This is a genomic window from Qipengyuania mesophila (genome assembly GCF_019711655.1).
In the GTDB taxonomy this organism is placed as follows: Bacteria; Pseudomonadota; Alphaproteobacteria; order Sphingomonadales; family Sphingomonadaceae; genus Qipengyuania; species Qipengyuania mesophila.
This window is the reverse complement of sequence record NZ_JAIGNU010000001.1, coordinates 568,320-592,322: the sequence shown is the minus strand read 5'-3', so window position 1 is coordinate 592,322 and position 24,003 is coordinate 568,320. Positions and strand designations below refer to the sequence as shown.

At 67.6% G+C, this 24,003-nt stretch carries 21 protein-coding genes and 1 tRNA gene; 10 read left to right on the top strand and 12 right to left on the bottom strand.

What is annotated here, in order from left to right:
• Positions 1-82: 82 nt before the first annotated feature.
• From K3181_RS02950 to K3181_RS02935, 4 genes are read right to left on the bottom strand one after another with little or no spacing between them, the layout of a single operon-like run.
• The gene (locus tag K3181_RS02950; RefSeq protein WP_345725437.1) at positions 83-1,348 is read right to left on the bottom strand and encodes a Xaa-Pro dipeptidase; all 1,266 of its coding nucleotides are present in this window, start codon (positions 1,346-1,348) and stop codon (positions 83-85) included.
• Positions 1,345-2,739, bottom strand: coding sequence for a M20/M25/M40 family metallo-hydrolase (locus K3181_RS02945; protein WP_221600645.1), 1,395 nt, complete (start codon positions 2,737-2,739; stop codon positions 1,345-1,347). The genes K3181_RS02950 and K3181_RS02945 overlap by 4 nt, the downstream gene beginning before the upstream one ends.
• 53 nt (positions 2,740-2,792) lie before the next feature.
• Positions 2,793-4,400, bottom strand: coding sequence for a phytoene desaturase family protein (locus tag K3181_RS02940; RefSeq protein ID WP_221600644.1), 1,608 nt, complete (start codon positions 4,398-4,400; stop codon positions 2,793-2,795).
• Complete coding sequence (locus K3181_RS02935; protein WP_221600642.1) at positions 4,397-5,563, bottom strand: aromatic ring-hydroxylating oxygenase subunit alpha; 1,167 nt, start codon at positions 5,561-5,563, stop codon at positions 4,397-4,399. Before K3181_RS02935 ends, K3181_RS02940 begins: the two co-directional genes overlap by 4 nt.
• A gap of 39 nt (positions 5,564-5,602) precedes the next feature.
• On the opposite strand from K3181_RS02935, the gene K3181_RS02930 reads away from it, so the two are divergent.
• Positions 5,603-6,199: a TetR family transcriptional regulator C-terminal domain-containing protein gene (locus tag K3181_RS02930; RefSeq protein WP_221600640.1), complete on the top strand. Its 597-nt coding sequence runs from the start codon at positions 5,603-5,605 to the stop codon at positions 6,197-6,199.
• Here the strand turns inward: K3181_RS02930 and K3181_RS02925 are convergent.
• The 4 genes from K3181_RS02925 to queF form a co-directional block, all read right to left on the bottom strand.
• Positions 6,196-7,479: an amino acid permease gene (locus K3181_RS02925; protein WP_221600638.1), complete on the bottom strand. Its 1,284-nt coding sequence runs from the start codon at positions 7,477-7,479 to the stop codon at positions 6,196-6,198. The two genes, K3181_RS02930 and K3181_RS02925, sit on opposite strands and share 4 nt — an antisense overlap.
• Before the next feature lie 4 nt (positions 7,480-7,483).
• Positions 7,484-9,937 carry a TonB-dependent receptor gene (locus tag K3181_RS02920; RefSeq protein ID WP_221600636.1) on the bottom strand — a complete coding sequence of 818 codons (2,454 nt, stop codon included), beginning with the start codon at positions 9,935-9,937 and terminating at the stop codon, positions 7,484-7,486.
• A 154-nt stretch (positions 9,938-10,091) separates the two neighbouring features.
• Positions 10,092-11,864: a tetratricopeptide repeat-containing sulfotransferase family protein gene (locus tag K3181_RS02915; RefSeq protein WP_221600633.1), complete on the bottom strand. Its 1,773-nt coding sequence runs from the start codon at positions 11,862-11,864 to the stop codon at positions 10,092-10,094.
• 3 nt (positions 11,865-11,867) lie between these two features.
• Positions 11,868-12,326, bottom strand: a complete 459-nt coding sequence (gene queF, locus K3181_RS02910; protein ID WP_221600631.1) for a preQ(1) synthase — start codon at positions 12,324-12,326, stop codon at positions 11,868-11,870.
• A gap of 116 nt (positions 12,327-12,442) precedes the next feature.
• On the opposite strand from queF, the gene K3181_RS02905 reads away from it, so the two are divergent.
• The 9 genes from K3181_RS02905 (at position 12,443) to K3181_RS02865 (ending at position 20,651) form a co-directional block, all read left to right on the top strand.
• On the top strand, positions 12,443-13,543 hold the full coding sequence (locus tag K3181_RS02905; RefSeq protein WP_221600629.1) for a hypothetical protein: 1,101 nt from the start codon (positions 12,443-12,445) through the stop codon (positions 13,541-13,543).
• Positions 13,544-13,580: 37 nt separating this feature from the next.
• The gene (locus tag K3181_RS02900; RefSeq protein ID WP_221600628.1) at positions 13,581-14,414 is read left to right on the top strand and encodes a sulfurtransferase; all 834 of its coding nucleotides are present in this window, start codon (positions 13,581-13,583) and stop codon (positions 14,412-14,414) included.
• A 2-nt stretch (positions 14,415-14,416) separates the two neighbouring features.
• On the top strand, positions 14,417-15,628 hold the full coding sequence (gene metC / locus K3181_RS02895) for a cystathionine beta-lyase (protein WP_221600626.1): 1,212 nt from the start codon (positions 14,417-14,419) through the stop codon (positions 15,626-15,628).
• A gap of 2 nt (positions 15,629-15,630) precedes the next feature.
• Positions 15,631-16,698, top strand: coding sequence for a mechanosensitive ion channel family protein (locus K3181_RS02890; protein ID WP_221600624.1), 1,068 nt, complete (start codon positions 15,631-15,633; stop codon positions 16,696-16,698).
• Positions 16,699-16,795: 97 nt separating this feature from the next.
• The gene (gene cobA / locus K3181_RS02885) at positions 16,796-17,554 is read left to right on the top strand and encodes a uroporphyrinogen-III C-methyltransferase (protein WP_221600621.1); all 759 of its coding nucleotides are present in this window, start codon (positions 16,796-16,798) and stop codon (positions 17,552-17,554) included.
• Entirely contained in the window at positions 17,551-17,847 is a 297-nt protein-coding gene (locus K3181_RS02880; protein WP_221600619.1) for a DUF2849 domain-containing protein, read from the top strand. Before cobA ends, K3181_RS02880 begins: the two co-directional genes overlap by 4 nt.
• Positions 17,847-19,481: a nitrite/sulfite reductase gene (locus K3181_RS02875; RefSeq protein ID WP_221600618.1), complete on the top strand. Its 1,635-nt coding sequence runs from the start codon at positions 17,847-17,849 to the stop codon at positions 19,479-19,481. The genes K3181_RS02880 and K3181_RS02875 overlap by 1 nt, the downstream gene beginning before the upstream one ends.
• Positions 19,474-19,899, top strand: a complete 426-nt coding sequence (locus K3181_RS02870) for a DUF934 domain-containing protein (protein WP_221600616.1) — start codon at positions 19,474-19,476, stop codon at positions 19,897-19,899. The genes K3181_RS02875 and K3181_RS02870 overlap by 8 nt, the downstream gene beginning before the upstream one ends.
• Positions 19,896-20,651, top strand: coding sequence for a phosphoadenylyl-sulfate reductase (locus K3181_RS02865; RefSeq protein WP_221600614.1), 756 nt, complete (start codon positions 19,896-19,898; stop codon positions 20,649-20,651). The genes K3181_RS02870 and K3181_RS02865 overlap by 4 nt, the downstream gene beginning before the upstream one ends.
• Positions 20,652-20,675: 24 nt before the next feature.
• Here K3181_RS02865 and K3181_RS02860 read toward each other — a convergent pair.
• The 4 genes from K3181_RS02860 to obgE form a co-directional block, all read right to left on the bottom strand.
• A tRNA-Thr gene (locus K3181_RS02860) sits at positions 20,676-20,751 on the bottom strand.
• Positions 20,752-20,800: 49 nt separating this feature from the next.
• Positions 20,801-21,712, bottom strand: a complete 912-nt coding sequence (locus K3181_RS02855; protein WP_221600612.1) for an NAD-dependent epimerase/dehydratase family protein — start codon at positions 21,710-21,712, stop codon at positions 20,801-20,803.
• Positions 21,709-22,830: a glutamate 5-kinase gene (gene proB / locus K3181_RS02850; RefSeq protein WP_425594532.1), complete on the bottom strand. Its 1,122-nt coding sequence runs from the start codon at positions 22,828-22,830 to the stop codon at positions 21,709-21,711. The genes K3181_RS02855 and proB overlap by 4 nt, the downstream gene beginning before the upstream one ends.
• 110 nt (positions 22,831-22,940) lie before the next feature.
• Positions 22,941-23,996, bottom strand: coding sequence for a GTPase ObgE (gene obgE / locus K3181_RS02845; RefSeq protein WP_221600611.1), 1,056 nt, complete (start codon positions 23,994-23,996; stop codon positions 22,941-22,943).
• Between the last annotated feature and the right edge of the window lie 7 nt (positions 23,997-24,003).

Sequence of the window (24,003 nt, the reverse complement as noted above, 5' to 3'; positions counted from 1 at the left end):
GGCGCGAAAGCGCCGCAGAGGGCCGAAGCGAAACGAAGGCCAATCCATCCCTCTCCGCCATCGGTTCTACCGATCTTTCCCCTTAGCGCACCAGCGCGCCGCCTTTCATTACATGGGCGACGTCTTCTAGCGTGGTGACATCGTCCAGCGGATCGGCTGCGACCGCGATAAGGTCGGCATATTTGCCCGGCGCGATCGATCCCAGCTCGTCCTCGTGCCCGATCACCGTTGCGGCGCTCAGCGTTGCCGCGCGGATCGCCTGCGCCGGAGTCATGCCGTTTGCGACCATATAGGCGAACTGGCGCGCATTGATGCCATGCGGATAGACGCCGGCGTCGCTGCCGAAGGCGAGCGGCACGCCCATCTCGACCGCGCGGCGGAAATTGTCGCGCTGGATCTGCGTGGTCTCGCGATTCTTGCGCAGATATTCCTCGGGCCAGCCCTCGCGCGTGCCCACCTCGTCGATCCAGTCGCCGTTGAAGACGTCCATCACCAGCCAGACACCCTGCGCCTCGGCCATGGCAAGGCCTTCCTCGTCGATCAGGCTGGCGTGCTCGATGCTGCGGACGCCGGCGCGGATGGCGTTCTTGATTCCCTCGGCGCCATGCGCATGCGCGGTCGCATAGCTGCCATGCGCCTCGGCCACGGCGATCGCGGCGCGCATCTCCTCCTCGGTCACCTCGGGCTCGCCGGGCTCGGTGCCGATGGCGAGCACCGCGCCGGTGGCGATGATCTTGAGAAAGTCGACGCCGTGGTCGAACAGGAATTCGGCCCTTTCGCGCGCGTCCTCTGCGGTTGTCAGCACGCCCAGCCGCATGTCGGCGGGCAGCTGGTCGTTGGGGACCACGCCGTTCAATTCGCCGCCCCCGCCCGGATGCGTGAGATAAGCGCCCGCCACGAACATGCGCGGCCCGGGGACGAGCCCGCGATCGATCGCATCGCGCAAGGCGACGTCGGTCAGCCCGCGATAGGTCCCGACGTCGCGCACGGTGGTGAAGCCGGCCTCGAGCGTAACCTTGGCATTGTGCGCCCCGGTCAGCGCGGTCAGCTGCGGCGAAGTCTTGAGCGGCAGCGCGAGGTCGGCGTCCTGCCCCGCATCGGCGAGGTGCGTGTGCAGGTCGATGAGGCCGGGGAGGACGGTAAAGGCCGACCAGTCGATCCGCTCGGCTCCTTCGGGGGTGGTCCCGCAGGCCTCCACGCGCGCGATGCGTTCGCCTTCGACGAGGATGCATTGCCCCGCCGCAATTGTGCCGCTTGCGACATCGAGCAGCCCGCCGGTCTCGACATAGAGCGACCCCGCCGAGGCGGGCGCGGCGATCAGCGCGGCGGCGAGGGCGAGCGCCCTCACTTCGACGCCAGTTCGGTCAGCAGCACGTGATAGTAGTCGATGCTCTTGGCGATATTGGTGATCGGCACGCGCTCGTTGAGCCCGTGCGCATAGCCGTCGCTGTCCTTCATGAAGGTGCCGCTCGCGCCGTAGCTCGGCACGCCGAGCGCACGGTACCACATCGAGTCCGACGCGCCCGAGGATTGCGAGGCGATGATCGGGACATTGCCGAAGGAGGCGCGGATCGCCTTGGTCGCGGCATCGACGAAGGTCTTGTCGTAGGGCGAGGCATCGGCCTCGGTGACATACTCCGGATTGATCTCCTCGATCGTCAGCGCGGGTTCGTCGGCGACGTCCTTCAGCTCGGCGATGATCGAGGCTTTCGAGTGCCCCGGGAAGATGCGGCAATTGACGTAGCCGGTGGCGCGCTGCGGCAGTGCATTGAGCGCATGCCCGCCTTCGATCATCGTTGGCACGCAGGTGGTGCCGATTGAACCAATTGTGGCCGGGTTGGCGCGCAATACAGCGATCGCAGCCTTGTCTTCGGGGTCCTTGGCGAAGGCGCGCATGGCGGCGGCGAGCAGCGGATCGCCCTCGAAATCGGCCGCCTTGGTGAAATAGTCGCGGGTGATGTCGTTCACCTCGGGGGTGAAGCGATAGGCGCCGATCCGCGCCAGCGCAGCAGAAAGCTGGGCGATAGCATTGGTGTCGGTGGGCGCCGAGCTGTGGCCGCCGGGATTGGTGACCTCGAGCTTGAAGTCGCCATAGGTCTTCTCGGCGCCCTGCCAGACCCAGTATGCGGGCTTGCCGGTCGTCTCGTCGAGGACGCCCGAATTGCCATCGACATTGAGCACCAGCTTGGCGTCCCTGAGCTTCTCGGCGATCATCTTGGAGGTGATCATCGTCGTCTCTTCATCGCCCGAATAGGCGATGACGATGCTGCGCTTCGGCTTGAAGCCCTGCTGGCGCAGCAGGATCGTGGCGACCATCGCCTGGACCGCGTCGAACTTGGTGTCGCTCGAACCGCGGCCATAGAGCATCCCGTTTTCGACCACGGCGGTGAAGGGATCGCGCTCCCAGTCCTCGGGCTTGGCCTCGACTACGTCCATATGCGCGGAAATGACGATCGGGCCGAGCGAGGGATCGCTGCCGGGCCAGGTCGCGATCAGGTAGGCAGTATCGTCGACTGGGACGATTTCGATGTCGTCGGCCGACCATCCACCCTTGAGCAGCGTGTCGCGGAAGAGTTCCGCGACCTTGCCGGTCTCGTTGCCGTCGCCGCGCACCGAGCGGATCCCGATCGCTTGTTTCGAGAGGTCGACGACCTCTTGCACGGCGGCCGGGGTGCTCTTCGCGGAGGCGGGAGCGGCGGCAAGGGCGAGCAGGCTCGCGGCAATCAGGCTGGCACGCATTCGGACAATTCCTTTCTGGATTTCGCACAGGCGTAGCACCGCTCGGGGAGCGGTCAAATCGCCGAAAACCTCCGCCAGTTGCCGCGGTCGAAAATGACCTCGCGCGCGCAATTGTGGCCCGGCGCGCCGGTGACACCGCCGCCCGGGTGGGTGCCAGCGCCGCACATGTAGAGGCCCTTCACCGGTCCGCGATAGGCGCCGTTGCCGAGCACAGGCCGCGCCGACCACAGCTGGTCGAGGCTCATATGGCCATGCATGATGTCGCCGCCGACGAGGCCGAACTTGTCGTAGAGACCCTTGGGGCTGAGCACCTGCCGCCCGAGGATCGAGGCGCGGAAGCCGGGCGCGACCGCTTCGACCGTGTCGATGATGGTGTCGGCGGCTGCGTCTTCCTCTTCGTCCCAGTTCCGTCCGTCCGGGAGTTCGGGTGCGAATTGCTGGCAGAACAGACTGGCGACGTGCTGTCCGGGAGGGGCGAGGCTGTCGTCGACCGTGCTCGGGATCAGCATTTCCACGATCGGTTTCTTCGACCAGCCATGCGCCTTCGCGTCGAGGAAGGCCTTGTCCATGTATTCGAGCGTCGGGGCGAGGATGATGCCCGACTGGTGGTGCTCGCCGGGTTGGGGGAGGGCGGTGAACCGGGGCAGTTCGCTGAGCGCGACATTCATGCGGAAGGTGCCGCCACCCGCCTTGAAGCCGCGCATACGGCGGCGGAAATCCTCGGGCTGGTGGCCCTCCGCTAGCATCTTGCCGTAGAGCAGCTTCGGTCCGACATTGGCGATGACCCGCTTCGCCGCGATCTCCTCGCCGCTTTCGAGGCGGACGCCGGCAACTGCATCGCCGTCGACCAGAACCTCGGCGACCGGCGCTTCGAGGCTGATCTCGACCCCGCATTTCCGGCAGACATCGGCCATGATCTGCGTGATCGTGCCCATCCCGCCGACCGAGTGGCCCCAGGCGCCTTTCTTGCCGTTGACCTCACCGAAGACGTGGTGGAGCAGGACGTAGGCGCTGCCCGGCGTATCGGGGCTCGCATAGTTGCCGACCACCGCATCGAAGCCGAAGGCTGCCTTGACCGCCTCGCTCTCGAACCACTGGCCGAGGAAGCTGGTCGCCGACTTGGTGAAGAGGTCGAGAATGTCGCGTTTCGCTTCGAGCCCGAGCTTGGCCATGCCCCAGCCTTGCGCCGCGCCCGAAAGCAGCGTGCGGAGACCTTCGCCGACATTGGGCGGGCTCTTGAGCGCGAGGTCGCGGAGAACTTCGGCCACGCCCTCGAGCGCATCGTAGTAGGCGGGCAGTGCCTCGGCATCGGCATCGGAGAACTTGCGGAATTCGGCCTGCGTCCGTTCGAGCCCGCCACCGAGCTTGAGGTAGCCGCCATCCTCCTGCGGCAGGAAGTTCGAGATCGGGCGCTCGATCACGCGGTAGCCGTGGTCGTGGAGCCGCATGTCGCGGATGACCTTGGGCTGGAGCAGGCTGACGGTGTAGCTCGCCACCGAATTGCGGAAGCCCGGATGGAATTCCTCAGTCACCGCTGCTCCGCCGACGACATCTCGCCGCTCGACGATCCGCACCTTGAGGCCCGCCTGCGCGAGGTAGAAGGCGCAGACGAGGCCGTTATGGCCTGCGCCGATGATCACGGCGTCGTATTGCTTGGTCATGTATGGCTCCAGCCGGCAGCGGGTTGGCGCTCGAGGCGCGCTTCGGGAATGATGTCGCGCATGCGCTTGCAGAAGTGCTTGAGACAGACTTCCCTGTCGGATAGCGGGCCCATCGAGAAGCTGCGCGAGGCCATGCCACCCTGCACGCGGGTGATCAGCGCTGTGTCCTCGGCATTGACCTGGCGGTTGATCCGCCAATTGCAGTAGCGCGCGGCGCGCATTTCGCGCCTGTCGTCGGGCAGGACATAGCTGATCTCGCGGATCAGGCAGGTGGTCGGCCCGGTCGGCAGCCATTGCATGAAGTCGACCTGGTCGGGGTAGATGTCGAAGGCGACGTTGGGCCACAGCTTGAAGTAGAGCCAGTGGCGCTGGCTTTCCTTGGGCAGGTGCGGGACCGGCGGCAGCAGCCTCTGGTACATGCGTTCGGACAGGTTGGCGCTCTCGCGCTCGACCATGTCGCCCCACATGCGATCGACATTCGCCTCGGCCTCGACGCCGTAGCTCTTCCCGAACAGACGGGTGAGACCCGGGTGGGCTACGGGGATGTGGAGACCGTCCGAATAATTGTCGCCGACGTTCTTCCAGTTGACGTCGCGCGGGCGCAGAGTGACCCGGCCGAGCGCGCCGAGGTCCTCGAAGCGATAGGGTTCGATCATGGCTTCGTAGGGCGCCATCATCTGCGCCACGGACGGGCCACCGTCGTCTTCCAGCCGGACGAAGACGAAGCCGCGCCAGCTCTCGAGTTCGACCGGAACCAGTCCGGCGCGGGTCTTGTCGAGCGTGGGGTAGCTGGCGCTGTCGGGAACGCCGGTCAACCGGCCGTCGAGATCGTAGGTCCAGGCATGGTAGGGGCACACGAGCTTCTTCGCACAGCCGGCGGCGCCGTCGACCAGCCGCGAGCCGCGATGGCGGCAGACATTGGTGAAAGCGCGTAGAACGTCGTCCTTGCCGCGCACGACGATGACGCTTTCGCCGCAATGATCGAGCGTGTGCCAGTCGCCTTGGCTCGGAATATCGCTGACGTGGCAGACGACCTGCCAGCTGGGGCGGAAGATGCGGTCGAGTTCGAGGCGGTGGAATTCCTCGTCGTGATAGGTCCAGGCCGGGAGACTCCAGCCGTCGAGCGGGTCTGGTTGACCAAGTACATCCGCCTGCGTTGCCATCGCGCCCTCCTTGCTATACGTTCGTATAACAAGCTTGCCATGACCACACAACCGGCCTTTACCCGCGCCGCTCCCGATGCGCGCCGCCAGAGCCTGATCGAGGCGACCGGACGCGTGCTCGCCGCGAGGGGTGCGGCGGGAGTCTCGGTGCGCGCGATCTGCGCCGAGGCGGGGGTCTCCCCCGGCCTGCTGCGGCATTATTTCGCGGGCGTATCCGAGGCGATCGCCGAAACCTATCGCTGGACTGGCGCGCGCATCGAGCAGGCGCTGGCCGAGGCGGTCGCCGAGGCGGGAGGGGACCCGCGCGCGCGCGTGCTCGCCTATCTCACCGCCAGCTTCCGCCCGCCGATCGCCTCGCCCGAGCTGCTCGCGAGCTACGTGGCGTTCTGGAGCCTGACGCGCAGCGATGCCGCCGTCGCGGCGGTGCGGGCCGAGGTCTATGGCGACTTCCGCGAGGGGCTCGAGCAATTGCTCGTCGCATGGTGCCCGCAGCTCGCCGACCCGGCGCTGACCGCGATCGCGCTGACCGCGCTGATCGACGGGCTGTGGCTCGAACTGTCGCTCGGCGGCGCGCCCTTCAGCGCCGAGCAGGCGGGCGAGCTGGCCGCGCGCTGGCTCGATACGCTGGCGGCTTAGCGGCGCCGCGCCCACCAGTAGAGCGGCAGGCCCGCGAGCATCAGCACCAGGCTCCAGCCGCTCGCTTCCCAGCCCGCACCCCACAAGGTCCAGACCGCGTAGACGGCGCCCGGCAGCGCGACCATGCGCGCGATGCGCAGCCGCCACGCGGCGAGCGCGCAGGCGAGATAGAGCCACAGCGCGGCGCTGGTCGAAAGCAGCAGCACGAATTCGTAGATCGCCTGCATCGAGCGGCTGGCGTTGAGCAGCAGGCAGAGCGTCGCGATCACGCTCGAGGCGATCAGCGCCTGCAGCGGCGTGCCGCGCGCGTCGGTCCGTGCGAACCACGTGGGCAGCATCCGGCGCATCGCCATGTTGCGCGGCAGTTCGCCCTGCATCAGCACCCAGCCGTTGATCGCGCCGACGCAGCTGATGATGGCGAAGACGGTCACCAGCGATGCCGCCTCTTCCGACCAGTAACGCGCGACGAAGCTCGCCAGCGGGGCGGGCGAGGCCACCGCCTCCGCCTCGGGCAGCATCAGCGCGACCGCCGAGCACACCAGCAGGTAGATGAGGCCGGTCAGCGCCGTGCCCCACATGGTCGCGCGCGGCACGTTGACCTCGGGGTTCTCGACCTGCGCCGCGGCGAGGCTGGCGCATTCGAAGCCGAGCAGCGCGAACAGCGTCAGCGTCGCCGCACCGCGCAAATCGGTGCCGTTGATCGTCGCGGCCTCGTAGGGCCGGATTTCGGCACTGCCATTGCCGAGCACGATCGCCGCGACGACGATCACCGCGAGCAGCGGCAGCGTCTTGAGTACGACCGTCAGGATCTGGAAATTGCCCGCCGCATGCACCCCGCGCAGATTGATCAGCGTCATCGCCCAGACGAGCGCGATCGAACACAGCGCGGGCGCCATCGGCGTCGCGCCGATCCAGGGGACGAAGGCCGAGAGATAGCTGATCGCCGCCACCGCGATGGAGACCACCGCGGTCCACACCGAGACCCAGTAGATCCAGGCGACGAGGAAGGCGGCCACCTCGCCGAAGCCCTCCTCGACGAAACCCATCGGGTCGCGCGCCGCGGGCAGCGCCTTGGTCAGCACTGCCAGCAGCCAGGCCAGCACCAGCGTCCCGGCAATGGTCACCAGCCAGCCGAAAACGGCGTTCCAGCCGAAGGGGGCGAGGCTGGCGGGCAGCAGGAACACGCCCGATCCGATCATGTTGCCGACGACCAGCGCGATGGCAGCGAAAAGGCCGAGCTTGCGGCCCGGCCTTTCCGTGGTGTCGTTCGGCGTGGTCACCGGATCAGAAATCGAACCCGGCCTTGAGCCCGACGATCCGCGGCTTGATCACGACATCGTAGAAGACGCCGCCCGTCGTGCTGAGCCCGTCGGGATCGCCGCAGGTGGTTTCGAGGCACTGGACCCCGCTGTTGATCACCCCGCGTTCGTCGAACAGGTTGGTGGCGAAGAGTTCGAACCGCATGCCGTCCTTCTTCACCCCGAAGCTCAGATCGACCGTGGTGTAGGGGTCGAAAAAGCCCTTGAGCGCGTTCTCGAAGTCGCGCAGGTCGCTGCGACGCTTGCCGATGTGGGCAACCGCCCCCTGAACATGCGCATCCCACGATCCGAGCGGGAATTCGTAGCGCGCCAGCGCATTGCCCTTGAACTTGGCGGTCACCGGCAGGGCGGTGCCCGCCGAAGCGAGCAGCGCGTTGGTCCGACCATCGCCCGGATCGAAGGTGCAATCGAAATCCGGGTTGGCGATACGACAGAAATCGCGGCGGATCTCCGCATCGTTCAGGCTGCCCGAAAGCGACAGGGTGAGGCCGTTCGCGGCATAGGTGAAATCGGCTTCGATCCCGCGGATGCGGGCGATCCCGGCATTGCGGATTTCGGTGAGGCCGTTTTCGCCGAGGAAGGACAGCTGGATGTCGCTCCAGTCCTCCTGGTAGATCGCGCCGTTGAAGGTGACGTCGCCGAAACGGGTCTTCCAGCCGAACTCGTAATTGTCGAGCGAGTCCGGGCCATAGGGCGGCAGCGTCCCGCGCCGGTTGATGCCGCCCGGGCGGAAGCCCTGCGACCAGGTGGCATAGACCAGCACGTCGGGATTGATCGTGTAGGTCGCGTTGAGCTTGTAGATCGCGTCGGTATCGGACGTGGTCTTGTCGAGATTGGTACAGGGCGTGCCGTCGACCACCGGCGCGGCCAGCGTCCCGCCGGGATTTTCGTTGAGCGGCGGTCCGTCGGTGGTGAAGCAGGCCGAAACGCCCGTGCGCGAGGAGAAGTTCTGCGCATAGCCGAAGAAGCCGATCAGCGAGTTCTTGTATTTGTAGAGGCGCGCGCCGCCGGTCAGCGTCAGCGCGTCGGTAACGTCGAAGCTGATCTCGCCGAAGGCCGCATAGTCGCGGTCGGTGCGATCCTGCCGGGTCAGCCAGATATCGCTGCCGGTGCCGGGCACCACATTGATGTCGGCGATGCCGTCGACGATGTAGTTCTGCGTGATCTCGTGCTTCTGGCGCTGCGCGAACAGGCCGCCGATGAAGCGCACGGGCGCATCCTGCGGGCTCGAAATGCGGATTTCGCCGAAGGCGCGGCGGTATTTGTCGCCGCCCTGAATGTACTGGTTGGGGCTGACGAGGTCGTAATTGTTGTCGTAGAAATAGGCCCCGTAGCCATAGAGAGCATCGTAGAAATAGGCGTAGTCCGAATAGTCGGATTCGACCCGGTCCTTGCGCCACAACCCGCCGCCGGTCGCCACCAGGTCCCAATTGCCGATCTTGCCCTCGACGGTCAGCGCCGCCTGCAGCCATTTGTCCTTCGAATATTCGGGATTGTACTGCACGGTCTGCAAATCGTCGTTGACCGCGGTCGAGCGTTCCTGTGCGAAGCTGCCATGCGCGGTCTGGACCTGGCCCATCACGGTCGGGCGGATCGTCCAGTTGTCGTCGAGTTCGATGCCGAGCGCGATGCGGCCGCCATAGGTGTCGACGTCGTTGTAGTCGTCCTCGACAAAAGCCGAATTGTTCTGCGTGATGCCCGAGGTCGGGTAGGTGCGGCTGCCGGGGATGTTGTCGATGTAGCCGCCGTCGTGGCGATACCAGCCGACCACGCGCAGCGCGGCGCGGTCGGACAGGGCGAAGTTGTAGAAGCCTTCGATCGTCCCGCCCAGGTCGCCATGGGCGACCATGTTGCCCTCGAGGTCGATCGCCCCGTAGCTGTCGCCATAGTCGGGCTGGTTGGTGACCATCTTGATCGTGCCCGCCATCGAGCTGGCGCCGTAGAGCGTGCCCTGCGGCCCGGCGAGCGCCTCGACCCGCGCGAGGTCATAGGCATGGATGTCGAGCGCGCCCTGGATGGTCGTGATCGGCATTTCGTCGAGATAGGTGCCGACGGTCGGCAGCGAGGCCGAGTGGTTGGCGTTCTCGCCGCTCGCGACACCGCGGAAATAGATCTGGCTGAAGCCCGGCGCGGCGGTCTGGATGGTGACCGAGGGGAGGAACTTGACTGCATCCTGCAGCTCGTTGACCTGGAGCTGGTCGAGCTTCTCGGTCCCGAATGCCGTGATCGAGGCGGGAACGTCCTGCAAATCCTGTTCGCGCTTGTTGGCGGTGACGATGATGACGTTGCGGTCGGTCGGTGCCGTCGCCGCGGTGTCCCCGGTGTCCTGCGCGAGGACCGGCGTGGAAATCGACAGGGCCGTCCCGGCGAGCAGGCTCGCGGCAAGAGACAGGCGACGCGTCGAAGGCTCGAATGGCATGTTTACCTCCCTAAATACGACCCAGTCACATAACCGCCATTTTTCAGGCGGTTTGCCAAGCCCGACGGGCCCCCCTCGGTCGATTGCACACAGCTTTCTGTCGATTGTATGGCACAATTGCCACGCAAAGCCGTGGCCGGGCGCAAGGAAATTGCTAGCGCGCGTAGGTTTGCGGAAGATCGCCCAAGGCCGCTTCCAGCGGGCCCAGCCACGCACGAAAGGGCTGCCACTGGCCCACGCCGTCGCGGTTGATCGGACGCCGGACCTGTTCGGACGAGGCGGTGCGCACCGCGCGGTCGGTCTCGTGGAAGGCGAGGCAGGCCTCCTCGAAGGGGAGGCCGAGATAGGCGAGCATCGCGCGCACCTCGGTCTCGGGATCGTCGAGCAGGCGCTCGTGGATCACGCGGTGGATACGGCCGGGCAGGACCGCATCGTAATGGTCCATCGCGCGCACGTAGTCGGCGTAGTAGCGGCCGATGTGGTCGAGCGAATAGGAAAAGCCCTGGCCCTTGGCGAAATGCTGGCGGAAGTTCGAGAAGCAGCAATCCAGCGGATGGCGGCGCGCGTCGACGATCTTCGCATGGGGCAGGATCAGGTGGATGAAACCGGCATAGCTCCAGTTGTTGGGCAGCTTGTCGATGTAGAAGGGCTTGCCGCTCTTGCGCTGGACGCGGGTACGGGCGAGGAATTCCTCGCCCAGCTCGGCAAAGCGCTCGCGCGGCAGCTCGACCACCGCATCGGGCCAGTCGCGCAGCTCGCCGCCGGCCTTCTTCGCCTCGCGCATGGCGATGGCGGGGATGTCGGGCAGTTCCATCGTGCCTTCGACCTGGCTGTGGCTGGCGAGGATCTGTTCGAGCAGCGTCGAACCCGCGCGCGGCAGGCCGAGAATGAAAATCGGGTCCGGGTTCGGATCGCCGACGCCCTCGTGCGCGGCGAGGAAATCGGGGGTGAGGACCTCGATCGTCCGGTCGACCAGCGCGGTGATCGTCCCGGGCTCGTAGCCCAGCTCCTCGCTGCGCAGCGCATTGCCGCGATCGTAGTGGCGAAAGCTCGCCTCGGCCTCGTGCCGGTCGGCATAGGCCTTGCCGAGCGCGAAATGGAGGTGGAGCGCATCCTCGTGGCCCGGATCGCCCGCCAGCGCGGCCTCCATCGCGGCGACGTCCTCGTCGGTGAACTTCACGGTCTTGAGATTGGCGAGGCTCCACCAGACCTCGCCGAGATCGGGCTGCACCGCCAGCGCCGCGCGATAGGCGGCGACGCCGTCCTCCTGCCGCCCGACCGTCTTGAGCATGTGGCCGTAGCTCATCTGCAGCTTGGCGTGGTCGGGGAAGGTCTCGACCAGCTCGGCATAGAGCCTGAGCGCCTCGTCGTAATCGCCGATCCGCCCGAGCGTCGCGGCCATGAGGTTGCGGTTGCCGGGGTTGGCGGGGTCGCGCAGGATGACCTCGTCGAGCACCGCGGCGGCCTCTTCGTAGCGGCTCTGCTTGTAAAGGACGTTGGCGAGGTTGGCGCGTGCGGCGGTGAAGCCGGGGGCGAGTTCGAGCGCGCGGCGCAGCAGTGTCTCCGAATCGCCGAGCCGGCCGATCCGCGCGGCGAGTTCGGCCATCAGCCTGATCGCCGCGGCATCGGTCGGCTGGTCGCGCAGCCGCTGGCGCAGCAGTCGTTCGGCGGTCTGCAGGTCGTTGTCGAGCATTGCCGCGGCGATCGAGACCATTTGCGGTTCGAGCGCGGTAGCGCGGATCGCGGCCATCTCGGCCTCGCCCGCCGCGTCCTCCTCGCCGACCCTGCGCAGCGCGCGGCCGAGCCAGCGCCAGGCGCCAATGTTGCGCGGATCGCGCGCGACGACCGCGCGCAGTTCCTCGGCCAGCGCGCCCGGATCGCGCTCGAGGCGTTCGGGCAGCGGGATTCGCGCCGGCGCGCCGCTCATCCGTCAGCCGCGTCCGCGATAGGAGGAAACGCCCTGGTCGGGCAGCCACAGGCCTGCGGGCGGGGCGCCGCTCTGCCAGAAGACGTCGATCGGGATGCCGCCGCGCGGGTACCAATAGCCGCCGATGCGCAGCCACTGCGGCCGCATCTCGTCGAACAGCCGCTGGCCGATGCCGACGGTCACGTCCTCGTGGAAGCCGCAATGGTTGCGGAACGATCCGAGGAACAGCTTGAGGCTCTTCGATTCGACGATCGTCTCGCCGGGGGCGTAGTCGATCACGAGGTGCGCGAAGTCGGGCTGGCCGGTGACCGGGCACAGCGAGGTGAATTCGGGCGCGGCGAAGCGGACCATGTAGAGCTGGCCCCGGCGCGGGTTGGGGACGTAGTCGAGCTCGGCCTCGTCGGGCGAGGCGGGCAGCGCGGTATTCGCGCCGAGGAACTTGGGGGCAGGTGTGTCGCTCATGCCGCGCTCCTGCCGCGAAGCGCTCGCCAGCGCAAGCCGGGGCTTGGAAGCGCGCGCTTCAGTACCTATTCAGCGCGGCTCCGCACTGTGCGCCTTTTCCTGCGAAACGATCCCCCGTGAAGCACCTTTCGACCCGCCTTTCCCTGCTCGCCCTTGCCGCCGCACTGCCGTCCATGGCGCAAGCGCAGTCGGCGAGCGATTTCTCGCTCCAGCCCGCACCGACGCCCACGGCGAGCCCGCAGGCGCAGGGGCCCGCCGACACTCGCGCCGGCGTCCCCATCGCGCCGCGCGCCGTGAACACGCCGACCCCGACCCCTGCGGCGACCCCGACGCCGCAGCCGAGCGCGACGCCGGCCGCGCAGCCGACGCGGGTCCCGACCGCCGGGCCGACGCCGGTGCCGAGCCCGCTCCCGACGGTGACGCAGCGAGCGGTGGCGACCAGCCCGGCGCAGCCGCAGGCCTCCGCGCCGCCGCCGCAGGCCGATACCGCGCCCGAAACGACAGCGCCGCGAGCACTTCCGACTCCCGCGGACCCTCTTCCGGCAACCACCGCAACGGCCACGCCGCAGACCGAGGCGCCGGGCGAGGAGTTTCCCTGGTGGCTGCCCGTCGCTGCGGTCGCGGGCCTCCTCGCGCTGCTCGGCGCGGGCTTCGTCGCCTGGCAGCGCCGGCGCGAGGCCGTGGTGCCCGAAATCGAGCGCCCGGTCGTCGCCAGCGCCGGCGCGACGCCCGCCGCGTCGCTGCCCGATGCCCTCGCGGTGTCGATCGAGCACGAGAAGCTCATCCGCAGCGCCGCCTTCGCGACGCTCAAGTATCGCATGACGCTCGCCAACCGCACCGGCGCGCCGTTGACCCAACTGGCGGTGGGGCTCGACCTCGTATCGGCGCATGCCGCGCTGCCGGTCGAGCAGCAGCTCGCCACCGCCGCGACCGCCCTCGAGCGGCGCCACGAGATCGCGCGCATCGGGCCGCACCAGAGCGCCACGATCGAGGGACAGGTGCAATTGCCGCTCGCGCAGGCGCATGTCATCCGCCAGGGCCGCCACCCGCTGCTCGTGCCCTTGTTGCGCGTGCGGATCGACGGCCCGGGCGAAGAGGCGCTGGTCAAGACCTTCGTTGTCGGACAGGGCGTTCCCGGCGGCTCGCGCGTCCAGCCGTTCAACCTCGACGAGGGACCGCGCAGCTACGCCCCGATCGCCCAGCGCGAGCTTGCCTAGCTCGACTTCGCCCGCTGCGCCCGCTAACCGGGCGGAGATGGATAGTCTCGTTTCGACCCAATGGCTTGCCGACCGGCTCGGGGCGGACGGCCTCGTCGTGCTCGATGCCACGCTGCATCTGCCCGACTCGCCCCGCAACGCCGCCGCCGATTTCGACACGGCGCATATCCCGGGCGCCCGTTTCCTCGACTTGTTCACCTTCGTCGATCCGGCATCGGACGTGCCCAAAGCGCTGCCCAGCGCGAGGCAGTTCGCCGACCGGCTGGGCAGGCTGGGGATCGCGCCCGGCGACCGGGTGGTCCTCTATGACGACAGCCAGATCCGGAGCGCCGCGCGCGCCTGGTTCATCTTCCGGCTCTACGGCTTCGAGAACGTCGCCATTCTCGACGGAGGCCTCGCCAAGTGGAAGGCCGAAGGTCGGAGCCTCGACGAGGGCCCCGCAGTCTGCGCCCAGACCGACTTTCCCCTGCCGAGCCCGGTCCGCGAAGTCCGCACCAAGGCCGAGATGCTCGCCAACTGCGAGGCTTGCGCGGAGCAGGTCGTCGACGCGCGCGATGCCGCGCGCTTCGCAGGCGAGGAGGCCAGCGGATCCGAAGGTCATATTCCCGGCGCGGCAAACCTGCATTTTCCGCAGCTCTTCGCCGAGGACGGCACCTATCGCGCACCCGGCGAAATTGCCGCGCTGTTCGCCGATGCCGGTGTCGATCCGGACAAGCCCGTCGTCACCTCCTGCAACAGCGGGATGACCGCCTGCGTCCTCGCCTTCGGCCTGCATCTTGCGGGCAGGGACGACGTCGCACTCTACGACGGCAGCTGGCTCGAATGGGGCGGCGATCCGGGCACGCCAAAGGGAAAGGGGGCGTCGCGCTGACCATGGCGGGGGGAGACGATGCCAATGACCGGCGCGCGACACGCCTCGTCACAGGGGGGCGCTCGGGCGATTTCGCGCAGCATGTCGTCAATCCGCCGGTCTGGCGCGCGAGCACGCATCTCTATGCCGATTGCACCGAGCTGAGGGAGCGCAAGGCGCACAATGCGGACGGGCAGTTCTTCTACGGCCGCCGCGGCGCGCCGACGCAATGGGCGCTGTCCGAGGCGCTGACCGCGCTCGAGCCGGGCGCGGCGGGAACCGTGCTCTATCCCAGCGGCCTTGCCGCGCTGGTCGGTGCCCTGCTGGCGGCGCTGCGCAGCGGCGACGTGCTGCTGGTGGCGGACAATTCCTATGACCCGACGCGCAACGCCGCGACGGGCCTGCTGAAGGGCCTTGGCATCGAGCACCGTTTCTTCGACCCGCTCGACCTTGAGGCCTACGAAGCGGCTTTTTGCGAGCGCACGCGCGCGGTGATGCTCGAGGTGCCGGGCAGCCTGACGATGGAAGTCTGCGACATCCCGGCATTGGCGCGCATCGCCCGCGAAAAGGGCGCGGTGAGCCTGGTCGACAATACCTGGGCGACAGCGCTCGGCTTCCAGGCGCTCCAGCACGGCTGCGATATATCGATCACTGCGCTGACCAAGCATGTCGGTGGTCATTCGGACGTGATGATGGGTGCCGCCAGCGCGGGCGAGCGCTGGTATCGCCGATTGCGATTGGGCGCGCAGCAGCTGGGCCATGTGGTGTCGCCCGACGATGCCGCGCTGGCCCTGCGCGGATTGCGGACCATGGGCGTGCGGCTCGACCGCCAGAGCGCGACCGCGCTCGCCATCGCCGAATGGCTCGACGCGCGCGACGATGTGGCGCACGTCCTCTCGCCCATGCTCCCGGGCACGCCTGGCCATGCGATCTGGCAACGCGACTTTACCGGCGGCTGCGGCCTCTTCAGCTTCGTGCTCAAGGGTCGCGACGACGCCGCGCGCTGCCGGTTGGTCGATGCGCTGCGCCTGTTCGGCATCGGTTACAGCTGGGGCGGATTCGAGAGCCTCGCGCTCCCCTTCGATGTCGAGCCGGTGCGCAGCGTCATGTCCTGGCCCCCGCCGGGATGGGGGCTTGAGGATCGCCATGCCATCCGGCTATCGATCGGACTCGAAGACAAGGACGATCTGATCGCCGACCTCGCGCAGGGCTTCGCGGCGATGAACGAAGGATAGACGTGCAGGGCGAAACCCCGACCAGCGTGGCCAGTACCGCCTCCGCTCCTCCGGTTGAACAGGCCTGGAGCCTGGCCGAGCCGGTCAGGGAGGAGAGCGCCGTCGCCGCCGCCGAAGGCGCCAAGGAGGCGCTGAGCTCGAAGAGCGAGACGGTCGGCTCGGTGATCGACACGCTCGACGCCGTGGCCTTGTCGTTCGGATCCTTCCGTATCTCGCTGTTCGACGTGCTGATCGTCAGCGCGGTGATCGTCGGCGTTCTCGTCTTCGCCTGGTTCGTCAGCAAGATGGGGCGGCGCCTGATGCGCCGGATGACCCGGCTCGACGAGGCGCAGCAATTGCTGGCCGAGAAGATCGTCACGATCCTCGTCTGGGCGGCGGCCTTCTTCCTCGGGATCGACCTGCTCGGGATCGACCTCACGGCGCTGGCGGTGTTCTCGGGCGCCTTCGGTCTGGCGATCGGTTTCGGTCTGCAGAAGACCTTCGGCAATCTGATCGCGGGGATCATCCTGCTGATGGACCGCTCGATCAAGCCGGGCGACGTCATTGCGGTGACCGACATGGCGGGCAACGAGAGTTTCGGCCAGATCCGCAAGATCGGCATACGCGCGGTCTCGGTTACCACGCGCGACCAGCGCGAATATCTGATCCCCAATGAAAATCTGATGATCAACCAGGTCGAAAACTGGTCCTACTCGTCGAAGAACGTGCGCATGCAGGTGCCCGTCGGGGTCAGCTACGAAGCCGACATGAAGCTCGCCGAAGAGCTGATGCTCGAAGCGGCGAAGAGCTGCGACCGGATCCTCAAGGCTCCCCCGCCGACCGTGTGGATGAGCGAGTACGGCGACAGTTCGGTCAATTTCATCATCCACTGCTGGATCCAGGATCCGGAGGAGGGCGTGGGCAATGTGCGCAGCGCAGTGCTCAAGAAACTGTGGTGGCTGTTCAAGGAGAACGGCGTCGAAATTCCCTTCCCGCAGCGCGACCTTCACATCCGCTCGAGCGACCAGTTCGACCGGCTGATCGACATCATGGCGCAGGGCAAGGGCGGGGCTTCGACCGCGAAAGAATAGGTTGCCGGGCGCACAGCGCCGGTTTCAAAATCTCGGCTTCCACACCGAACACGCATTGTGATTGGCGCCAATTGGCCGCGATCCGCATCTTGCGGCCATGTCAAATACCGGAACCATCTTTCTCGTTGGCGCAGGGCCGGGCGATCCCGACCTCCTGACAATCCGCGCCGCGCGGCTGATCGAACGCGCGCGCGTCATCGTCCATGACGGTCTCGTCGACCCGGCGATCCTCGCCCTGGCGCGCAAGGATGCCGAGCTGATCTCGGTCGCCAAACGCCGTTCGCACCACACCCTGCCGCAGCAGGAAATCAGCGACCTCCTGGTGCGCATCGCGCGCTCGGGCGAGGACGTCGTCCGCCTGAAGGGGGGCGATCCCTTCATCTTCGGGCGCGGCGGCGAAGAAGCCGAGGTCGCGCACCAGTCCGGCGTGCCGGTCGAAGTCGTCCCCGGCATCAGCGCGGCCAATGGCGCCGCGGCGGCGGCGCAGATCGCGCTGACGCATCGCGAGGCGTCCTCCATCGTCAGCTTCGTCGCCGGCCAGTGCAAGGGGCTGAAAGACCAGGACTGGGCCGGCCTTGCGGGCAAGGGCCGTACGCTGGTGATCTACATGGGCGTCAAGACCGCGCCGCAGATCGCCGAGAAACTGATCGAGGACGGGCTCGCGCCCGACATGCCCGTGGCGGTGATCGAGAACGGCACGCGGCCCGAAATGCGCGTGCTGCGCGGATTACTCGCGGGCCTGCCCGAGCTGGTCGAGCGCGAGGCGGTCGTCAGCCCGGCGCTGATCGTGATCGGCGAGGTGACAGCACGCAATGCCGCGGCGCTCGCGCGCCAGGCGCAGGAGGCTGCACGATGAGGCTACTCACCGGCAACGACCTCAAGACCGGGGCGGTCACTTGGTGGACCGGCAGCGACTGGTCGATCCATGTCGAGGACGCCGCCGACGTGACCGGTGGCGAGGACGAGATCGCCCGCCGCGAGGAAGCCGCGCGCCGGGTTAACTCGCCCTATGCGGTCGATGCCGAAATGCACGAGGGCTCCCCCCGGCCGTCGCACATCAAGGAGCGCGTCCGCGCGCTCGGCCCGACCGTTCGCCCCGACCTGACCCTCAAGCCTGCCGATCCCGATATCGGTAATTGGGTGATCTGATGTACAAATACGATAGCTACGACCAGGCGATGGTCGATGCTCGCGTCGAGGAATTCCGCGACCAGGCGCGACGCCGCCTCGAAGGCAAGCTTACCGAGGACCAGTTCAAGCCGCTGCGGCTGATGAACGGCCTCTACCTCCAGCTCCACGCCTACATGCTGCGCGTCGCCATCCCCTATGGCACGCTCGACAGCCGCCAGATGCATGCGCTGGCCGACATCGCCGAGAAATACGACCGCGGTTACGGCCATTTCACGACCCGCCAGAACATCCAGTACAACTGGATAAGGCTGGAGGAAGCGGCCGATATCCTCGCCGATCTCGCGAAGGTCGAGATGCATGCCATCCAGACCAGCGGCAATTGCATCCGCAACATCAGCTCGGACCATTTCGCGGGCGCCGCGGCGGACGAGGTCGCGGATCCGCGCCCCTATGCCGAACTTCTGCGCCAATGGTCGAGTTTCCACCCCGAATTCAGCTATCTGCCGCGCAAGTTCAAGATCGCGGTGATCGCCAGCGACACCGATCGTGCAGCCATGCGGTTGCATGACATCGGCATCCAGATCGTGCAGAACGAGGCGGGCGAGCTGGGCGCGGCCTTCTATGTCGGCGGCGGCATGGGGCGCACCCCGATGATCGCGCCCTGCATCAATTCCTTCGTCCCGCTCGACCAGTTGGTGACCTATTCGGAAGCCTGCCTGCGCGTCTACAACCGCTACGGTCGGCGCGACAACAAGTACAAGGCGCGGATCAAGATCCTCGTCCACGAACTGGGCGCCGAGGAATACACGCGCCAAGTCGAGGAGGAATTCGCGCATCTGCTCGACCAGGGCGTCGAACCGCCGCTGGCCGAGCTCGAGCGGATCAAGGCCTATTTCGAGGACCCGCTGTTCGAGGCGGGTACCCCCGAGACGATCGATCGCAGCGATCCCGATTTCGCGCTGTGGGTCGACCGCAACACCGTGCCGCACAAGGAAGCCGGCTATGTCGCGGCGGTGATCAGCCTCAAGCCGGTCGGCGGCATCCCCGGCGACGCCACGGCGGAGCAGATGCGGCTAATGGCCGACCTCGCCAAGGATTACAGCTTCGACGAGCTGCGCGTGATGCACACGCAGAACGTGGTCCTGCCGCATGTCCGCAAGGCCGATCTCCACGCGCTGTGGACCGCGCTCGACGAGGCCGGGCTGGGCAGCCCCAATCTCGATACGATCGAGGACATCATCGCTTGCCCGGGGCTCGATTATTGCAGCCTCGCAAATGCCCGCTCGATCCCGATCGCGCAGAAGATCTCCGAGCGCTTTGCCGAGACCGGCAAGACCGCCACGCTGGGGCAGCTCAAGCTCAAGATCTCGGGCTGCATCAATGCCTGCGGCCACCACCATGCGGGCCATATCGGTATCCTCGGCGTCGACCGGAAGGGGGTGGAGAACTACCAGCTCCTGCTCGGCGGCAGCGAGGCGGAGGACGTCAGCCTCGCCAAGATCACCGGACCCGGCTTCGACGAGAACGGCATCGTCGATGCGGTCGAGACCGTCACCAGCGTCTACGAACGCGAGCGCCAGGACGGCGAGCGCTTCCTCGACACCTATCGCCGCATCGGCATGAACCCCTTCAAGGAGGCGCTCTATGGCTGAGACGCTGCGCTATCGCGACGACGAGCCCGTCGACCATCCGGCGGTGACCGTCGATTCCTTTCTCGACCAGTCGAATGCCTCCGCGGTGCGGATCGAGCCGGGCGACGATGCCCGCGCGCTGCTGCCGCATCTCGAACGGCTGGCGCTGGTCGAGGTGAACTTCCCCGCCTTCGGCGACGGGCGCGGCTATTCCTCCGCCCGTATCCTGCGCGAAGCCGGCTATGACGGCGAGCTGCGCGCGGTGGGCGACGTGCTGGTCGACCAGCTCGCCTATATGCGCCGCTGCGGCTTCGACGCCTTCGAGCCCGACCAGCAGCTCGACATGGACGATGTCGACGCGGCCTTCGCGCGCTGGCCCGAAGTCTACCAGACCGCCGCCGACGCGCGCACGCCGATCTGGGCCAAGCGCCACGCATGAACGAGTTGCGCGCCATCGACCGGCTCGACACGGGGCCCCGCTTCACCGAGCAGGACGCCATCCGCCTCAACCGCATGTTCCGCGGGAGCGAGACTGAGGAGTGGCTGCGCGCGGTGATCGAGGGCAACCTGGTGGGGGACATGGCGGTGGTGTCTAGCTTCGGCGCCGAGAGCGCGGTGCTGCTGCACCTGATCGCGCAGGTCGATCCTACGGTGCCGGTGCTGTTCCTCGAGACCGGCAAGCATTTCCCCGAGACGCTCGCCTATCGCGACGAGCTGACCGAGCGGCTGGGGCTCAACCGCATCGACCTCTATCCCGAGATTGCCGATCTCGAAACGCGCGACGCGAGCGGGCTGCGCTGGTCCTACGACCCCGACGGCTGCTGCGACCTGCGCAAGGTCAAGCCGCTGGCGAAAGCGCTCGCGGGCTTCGACGCGAGCTTCACCGGACGCAAGGCCTTCCAGTCCTCGACACGGGCGAACCTGCCGCGCTTCGAGATCGACACTTCCGACGCGCAGGGCCGGCTCAAGATCAATCCGCTGATCGACTGGTCGGCGGAGGATATCGCCGCCTATTTCGAAGCGCACGACCTGCCGCGCCACCCGCTGGTCGAACGTGGCTTCCCCAGCATCGGCTGCTCGCCCTGCACCCGCCAGGTGGGCGAGGGCGAAGATCCCCGCGCAGGTCGCTGGTCGGGCTGGGACAAGGTCGAATGCGGCATCCACAAGCCGGGCGAGGAACCCTTCCTCTAGCGCGGGCCAGCGATCGGGATCCGATGGTGCCGGCTGCAGGATTCGAACCCGCGGCCCCCTGATTACAAATCAGGTGCTCTACCAACTGAGCTAAGCCGGCCCATGGCGTCCCGCGCCTTTCGTGCAATCGCGCGCGAAAGTCCAGACTTTCAGAGCCAGCCTTCCGCGCGGTACCAATCGGCAGTGGCGGCGAGCCCCTCTTCGCCCTCGATACGCGGTTGCCACACGGCGGCCGGGACCGTGTAGGCCGAGCGCGCCACCCAGTTGGGGTGGGTCATGTAACCGACCCGGTCGGCGGTCAGCCGCGCCTTGTCGCCGCGCAGCAGCCGGTCGAACCGGGCGGCAGCTTCGAGCACGGGGCGCGGAAGGTGCGGCGCGAAGACGGGGCGGCCCACCGCCTTGCCGATCGCGCGCGCGAGTTCCTTGTGCGCCCAGCCGCCTTCGCGCCCGTCGTCGGGTTCGAAGATGCGGTGGCGCACGAGCGCGGGCGGGGCATCGACCAGCGCGAGCAGGAGCCGCGCGAGGTCGTCGACATGGATGATCGAGCTGGCTCCGCCGGGAGGCAGCGGCACGAAGCCGTATTTCGCGCTGCGGAACATCTCGAAATAGTCGATATCGCGCGGTCCGTAGACGCCCGGCGGGCGGACGATCGTCCAGTCGAGCCCGCTCGCCTCGACCAGCTTTTCGGCGCGCGCCTTGGAGGCGCCATAGGCCGACAGGCCGGGTTCGCGCGCGGAGAGCGAGGACACGAAGATGAAGCGCTTCAGCCTGGCTTCCCTGGCGACGCCGATCAGCCGCTCGGTCCCGCCGACATTGGCCTCTTCGAACTCGGCCGGGTCGGGCGTATTGGTGAGGCCGGCGACATGGACGATCGCGTCGGCATCGCGGCACAGCAGGCCGAGGCCGCCGGCGCTGGCCAAATCGCCTTCGACCCATGTGACATGCTCGCAGGCCTCCTGCGGCCGCCGGGTCAGCGCGCAGACGGGCTCGCCTGCGCGGCGGCAGGCATCGAGTACCGCCTGCCCGACGAAGCCGGTGGCCCCGGTCAGCGCGATCGTCATGCGCGCACCATGTGGTCGCGGTGGATCACCGCGGCGCGCGGGGCATAGCCGAGCCGGTCGGCCTGCTGCTCCTGCCGCAGGCCGAGGATCGCACGGCATTCGCTCGCGGTATATTCGACCAGCCCCTGGCCCAGGCGTTCGCCCTTGGGCCCGTGGACCGCGACGAGGTCGCCGCGGGCGAAATCGCCCTCGACCTCGATGATACCGGCGGCCAGCACGCTGGCGCCCTGATCGAGCGCGTTCATACAGCCGGCATCGACCGAGAGCACGCCCGCGGGCGCGAGGCGACCGCCGAGCCAGGCCTTGCGCGCGCTGGCATCGGCCTGTGGGAGGAACAGCGTGCCGATCCCCTGGTCGAGTGCGCGCGTGAGCGGGGAGGGGTGGGTGCCGTTGGCGATGACGAGGGCGATCCCCGCGCGTTCGGCGATCTGCGCTGCCTGCAGCTTGGCGCGCATCCCGCCCGATCCGAGCCCCGAGGAGGATGCGCCGCTGGCCATGGCCATGATTTCGGGCGTGACGCCGTCGACTCGCTCGAGCAGCACCGCGCCGGCCTCGCGCGGATCGCGGTCGTAGAGGCCGTCGACGTCCGAGAGCAGCAGCACCGCATCGGCCCCCGCCGCCTGCGCGACGCGGGCGGCGAGGCGGTCGTTGTCGCCGAAGCGGATTTCCTCGGTGGCGACGCTGTCGTTCTCGTTGACCACCGGCACTGCGCCGGCTTCGAGCAGCCGCGCGAGCGTGGCCGAGGCGTTGAGATAGCGCCGCCGATCCTCGAGATCGCCCAAGGTCACCAGCATCTGTGCCGCGGTGATGCCGTGCAGGCCCAGCGCGTCGGACCACAGGCGTGCGAGTTCGACCTGGCCGACCGAAGCCGAAGCCTGCGCATCGGCGAGGCTGCCGCGCCCACCTTTCGCGAGGCGGAGGCGGGCCGCGCCGAGCGCGATCGCGCCCGAGGAGACGACGATCACCTCCGCGTGCTGGCGCAATTCCGCGATTTCGGCCGCGAGCGTGGCGAGCCAATCGGCACGCGGCGCGCCGCGTTCGACCAGCAAAGCCGAACCGACCTTGATCACCAGGCGGCACGCGCTGCGCAAATCGGCAAGGGTGGCGATCGAGGTCACGTATCCAGCCCTAACCAAAGCGCGACCCCTGCGAAAGCCGGGATCGCTTTGGGCAAGCGAAGCGGGAATTTGCGGATGGTCCGATCAAGCCCGCTCGGGCGAGTGGCAGGCTAGATCGGCGACCAGTCGGGTTCCTCGCCCTCGTCCTCGACCTCTTCGGCGTGGGTCTCGGTCGAGGTGCGATCGGGCAGGTAGGCGAGAACTCCGTCGAGCAATTCCGAAATGCCGGCGCCGGTCGCGCCCGAGATGTTGAAGACCTTGTCTGCCCCCGCGGCGAGCAGTTCCTCGGCGAAACCCTGGCCCAGTTCCTCGTCGGCGAGGTCGAGCTTGTTGAGCGCGACGAGTTGCGGCTTGTCGGCCAGCCCGCTGCCATAGGCCTCGAGCTCGGCGTTGACGGTCTTGTAAGCCTCGGCTGGATCGTCGCCCGAGATGTCGATCAGGTGGATCAGCACGCGGCAGCGTTCGATATGGCCGAGGAAGCGATCGCCGATGCCCGCGCCGTCGGCGGCACCCTCGATCAGGCCGGGAATGTCGGCAAGGACGAATTCGCGGCCCTTGTGCGTAACCACGCCGAGCTTGGGCACCAGCGTGGTGAAGGCGTAATGGCCGACCTTGGCCTTGGCGTTGGAGACCTGGTTGATGAAGGTCGACTTGCCCGCATTGGGGAGGCCCAGCAGGCCGACATCGGCGAGCAGCTTGAGCCGCAGCCAGACCCACATCTCCTCGCCCGGTTCGCCCGGCTGGTGCTGGCGCGGGGCGCGGTTGGTGCTGGTCTTGTAGCTGGCGTTGCCCCGGCCCCCCATGCCGCCTTCGAGGAAGACGACCTGCTGGCCGACCTCGGTGAAGTCGGCGAGCACCTCTTCCTTGTCCTCGCTCAGCACCTGCGTCCCGACGGGGACCTTGATCACGAGGTCGGGCGCGCCCGCACCGGTCCGGTCCTTGCCCTGGCCGTGCTCGCCGCGCTTCGCCTTGAAGTGCTGCGCGTAACGGAAGTCGATCAGCGTGTTGAGGCCCTGGACGGCTTCGAAGACGATGTCGCCGCCCTTGCCGCCATTGCCGCCGTCGGGGCCGCCGTATTCGATGTATTTTTCGCGCCGGAAACTGACAGCGCCGGGGCCGCCGGCACCCGACTTCAAGTAGATCTTGGCCTGGTCTAGGAAATGCATGGCGCGC

Excerpts from the sequence above, each read along its gene's own strand:
- K3181_RS02865 (WP_221600614.1), top strand. The coding sequence starts at position 19,896 with ATGAACGAGTTGCGCGCCATCGACCGGCTCGACACGGGGCCCCGCTTC.
- cobA (WP_221600621.1), top strand. The coding sequence starts at position 16,796 with ATGTCAAATACCGGAACCATCTTTCTCGTTGGCGCAGGGCCGGGCGAT.
- K3181_RS02855 (WP_221600612.1), bottom strand. The coding sequence starts at position 21,712 with ATGACGATCGCGCTGACCGGGGCCACCGGCTTCGTCGGGCAGGCGGTA.
- K3181_RS02920 (WP_221600636.1), bottom strand. The coding sequence starts at position 9,937 with ATGCCATTCGAGCCTTCGACGCGTCGCCTGTCTCTTGCCGCGAGCCTG.
- K3181_RS02915 (WP_221600633.1), bottom strand. The coding sequence starts at position 11,864 with ATGAGCGGCGCGCCGGCGCGAATCCCGCTGCCCGAACGCCTCGAGCGC.
- K3181_RS02870 (WP_221600616.1), top strand. The coding sequence starts at position 19,474 with ATGGCTGAGACGCTGCGCTATCGCGACGACGAGCCCGTCGACCATCCG.
- obgE (WP_221600611.1), bottom strand. The coding sequence starts at position 23,996 with ATGCATTTCCTAGACCAGGCCAAGATCTACTTGAAGTCGGGTGCCGGC.
- metC (WP_221600626.1), top strand. The coding sequence starts at position 14,417 with ATGGCGGGGGGAGACGATGCCAATGACCGGCGCGCGACACGCCTCGTC.
- K3181_RS02935 (WP_221600642.1), bottom strand. The coding sequence starts at position 5,563 with ATGGCAACGCAGGCGGATGTACTTGGTCAACCAGACCCGCTCGACGGC.
- K3181_RS02875 (WP_221600618.1), top strand. The coding sequence starts at position 17,847 with ATGTACAAATACGATAGCTACGACCAGGCGATGGTCGATGCTCGCGTC.
- K3181_RS02945 (WP_221600645.1), bottom strand. The coding sequence starts at position 2,739 with ATGCGTGCCAGCCTGATTGCCGCGAGCCTGCTCGCCCTTGCCGCCGCT.
- queF (WP_221600631.1), bottom strand. The coding sequence starts at position 12,326 with ATGAGCGACACACCTGCCCCCAAGTTCCTCGGCGCGAATACCGCGCTG.
- K3181_RS02940 (WP_221600644.1), bottom strand. The coding sequence starts at position 4,400 with ATGACCAAGCAATACGACGCCGTGATCATCGGCGCAGGCCATAACGGC.
- K3181_RS02880 (WP_221600619.1), top strand. The coding sequence starts at position 17,551 with ATGAGGCTACTCACCGGCAACGACCTCAAGACCGGGGCGGTCACTTGG.
- K3181_RS02930 (WP_221600640.1), top strand. The coding sequence starts at position 5,603 with ATGACCACACAACCGGCCTTTACCCGCGCCGCTCCCGATGCGCGCCGC.
- K3181_RS02900 (WP_221600628.1), top strand. The coding sequence starts at position 13,581 with ATGGATAGTCTCGTTTCGACCCAATGGCTTGCCGACCGGCTCGGGGCG.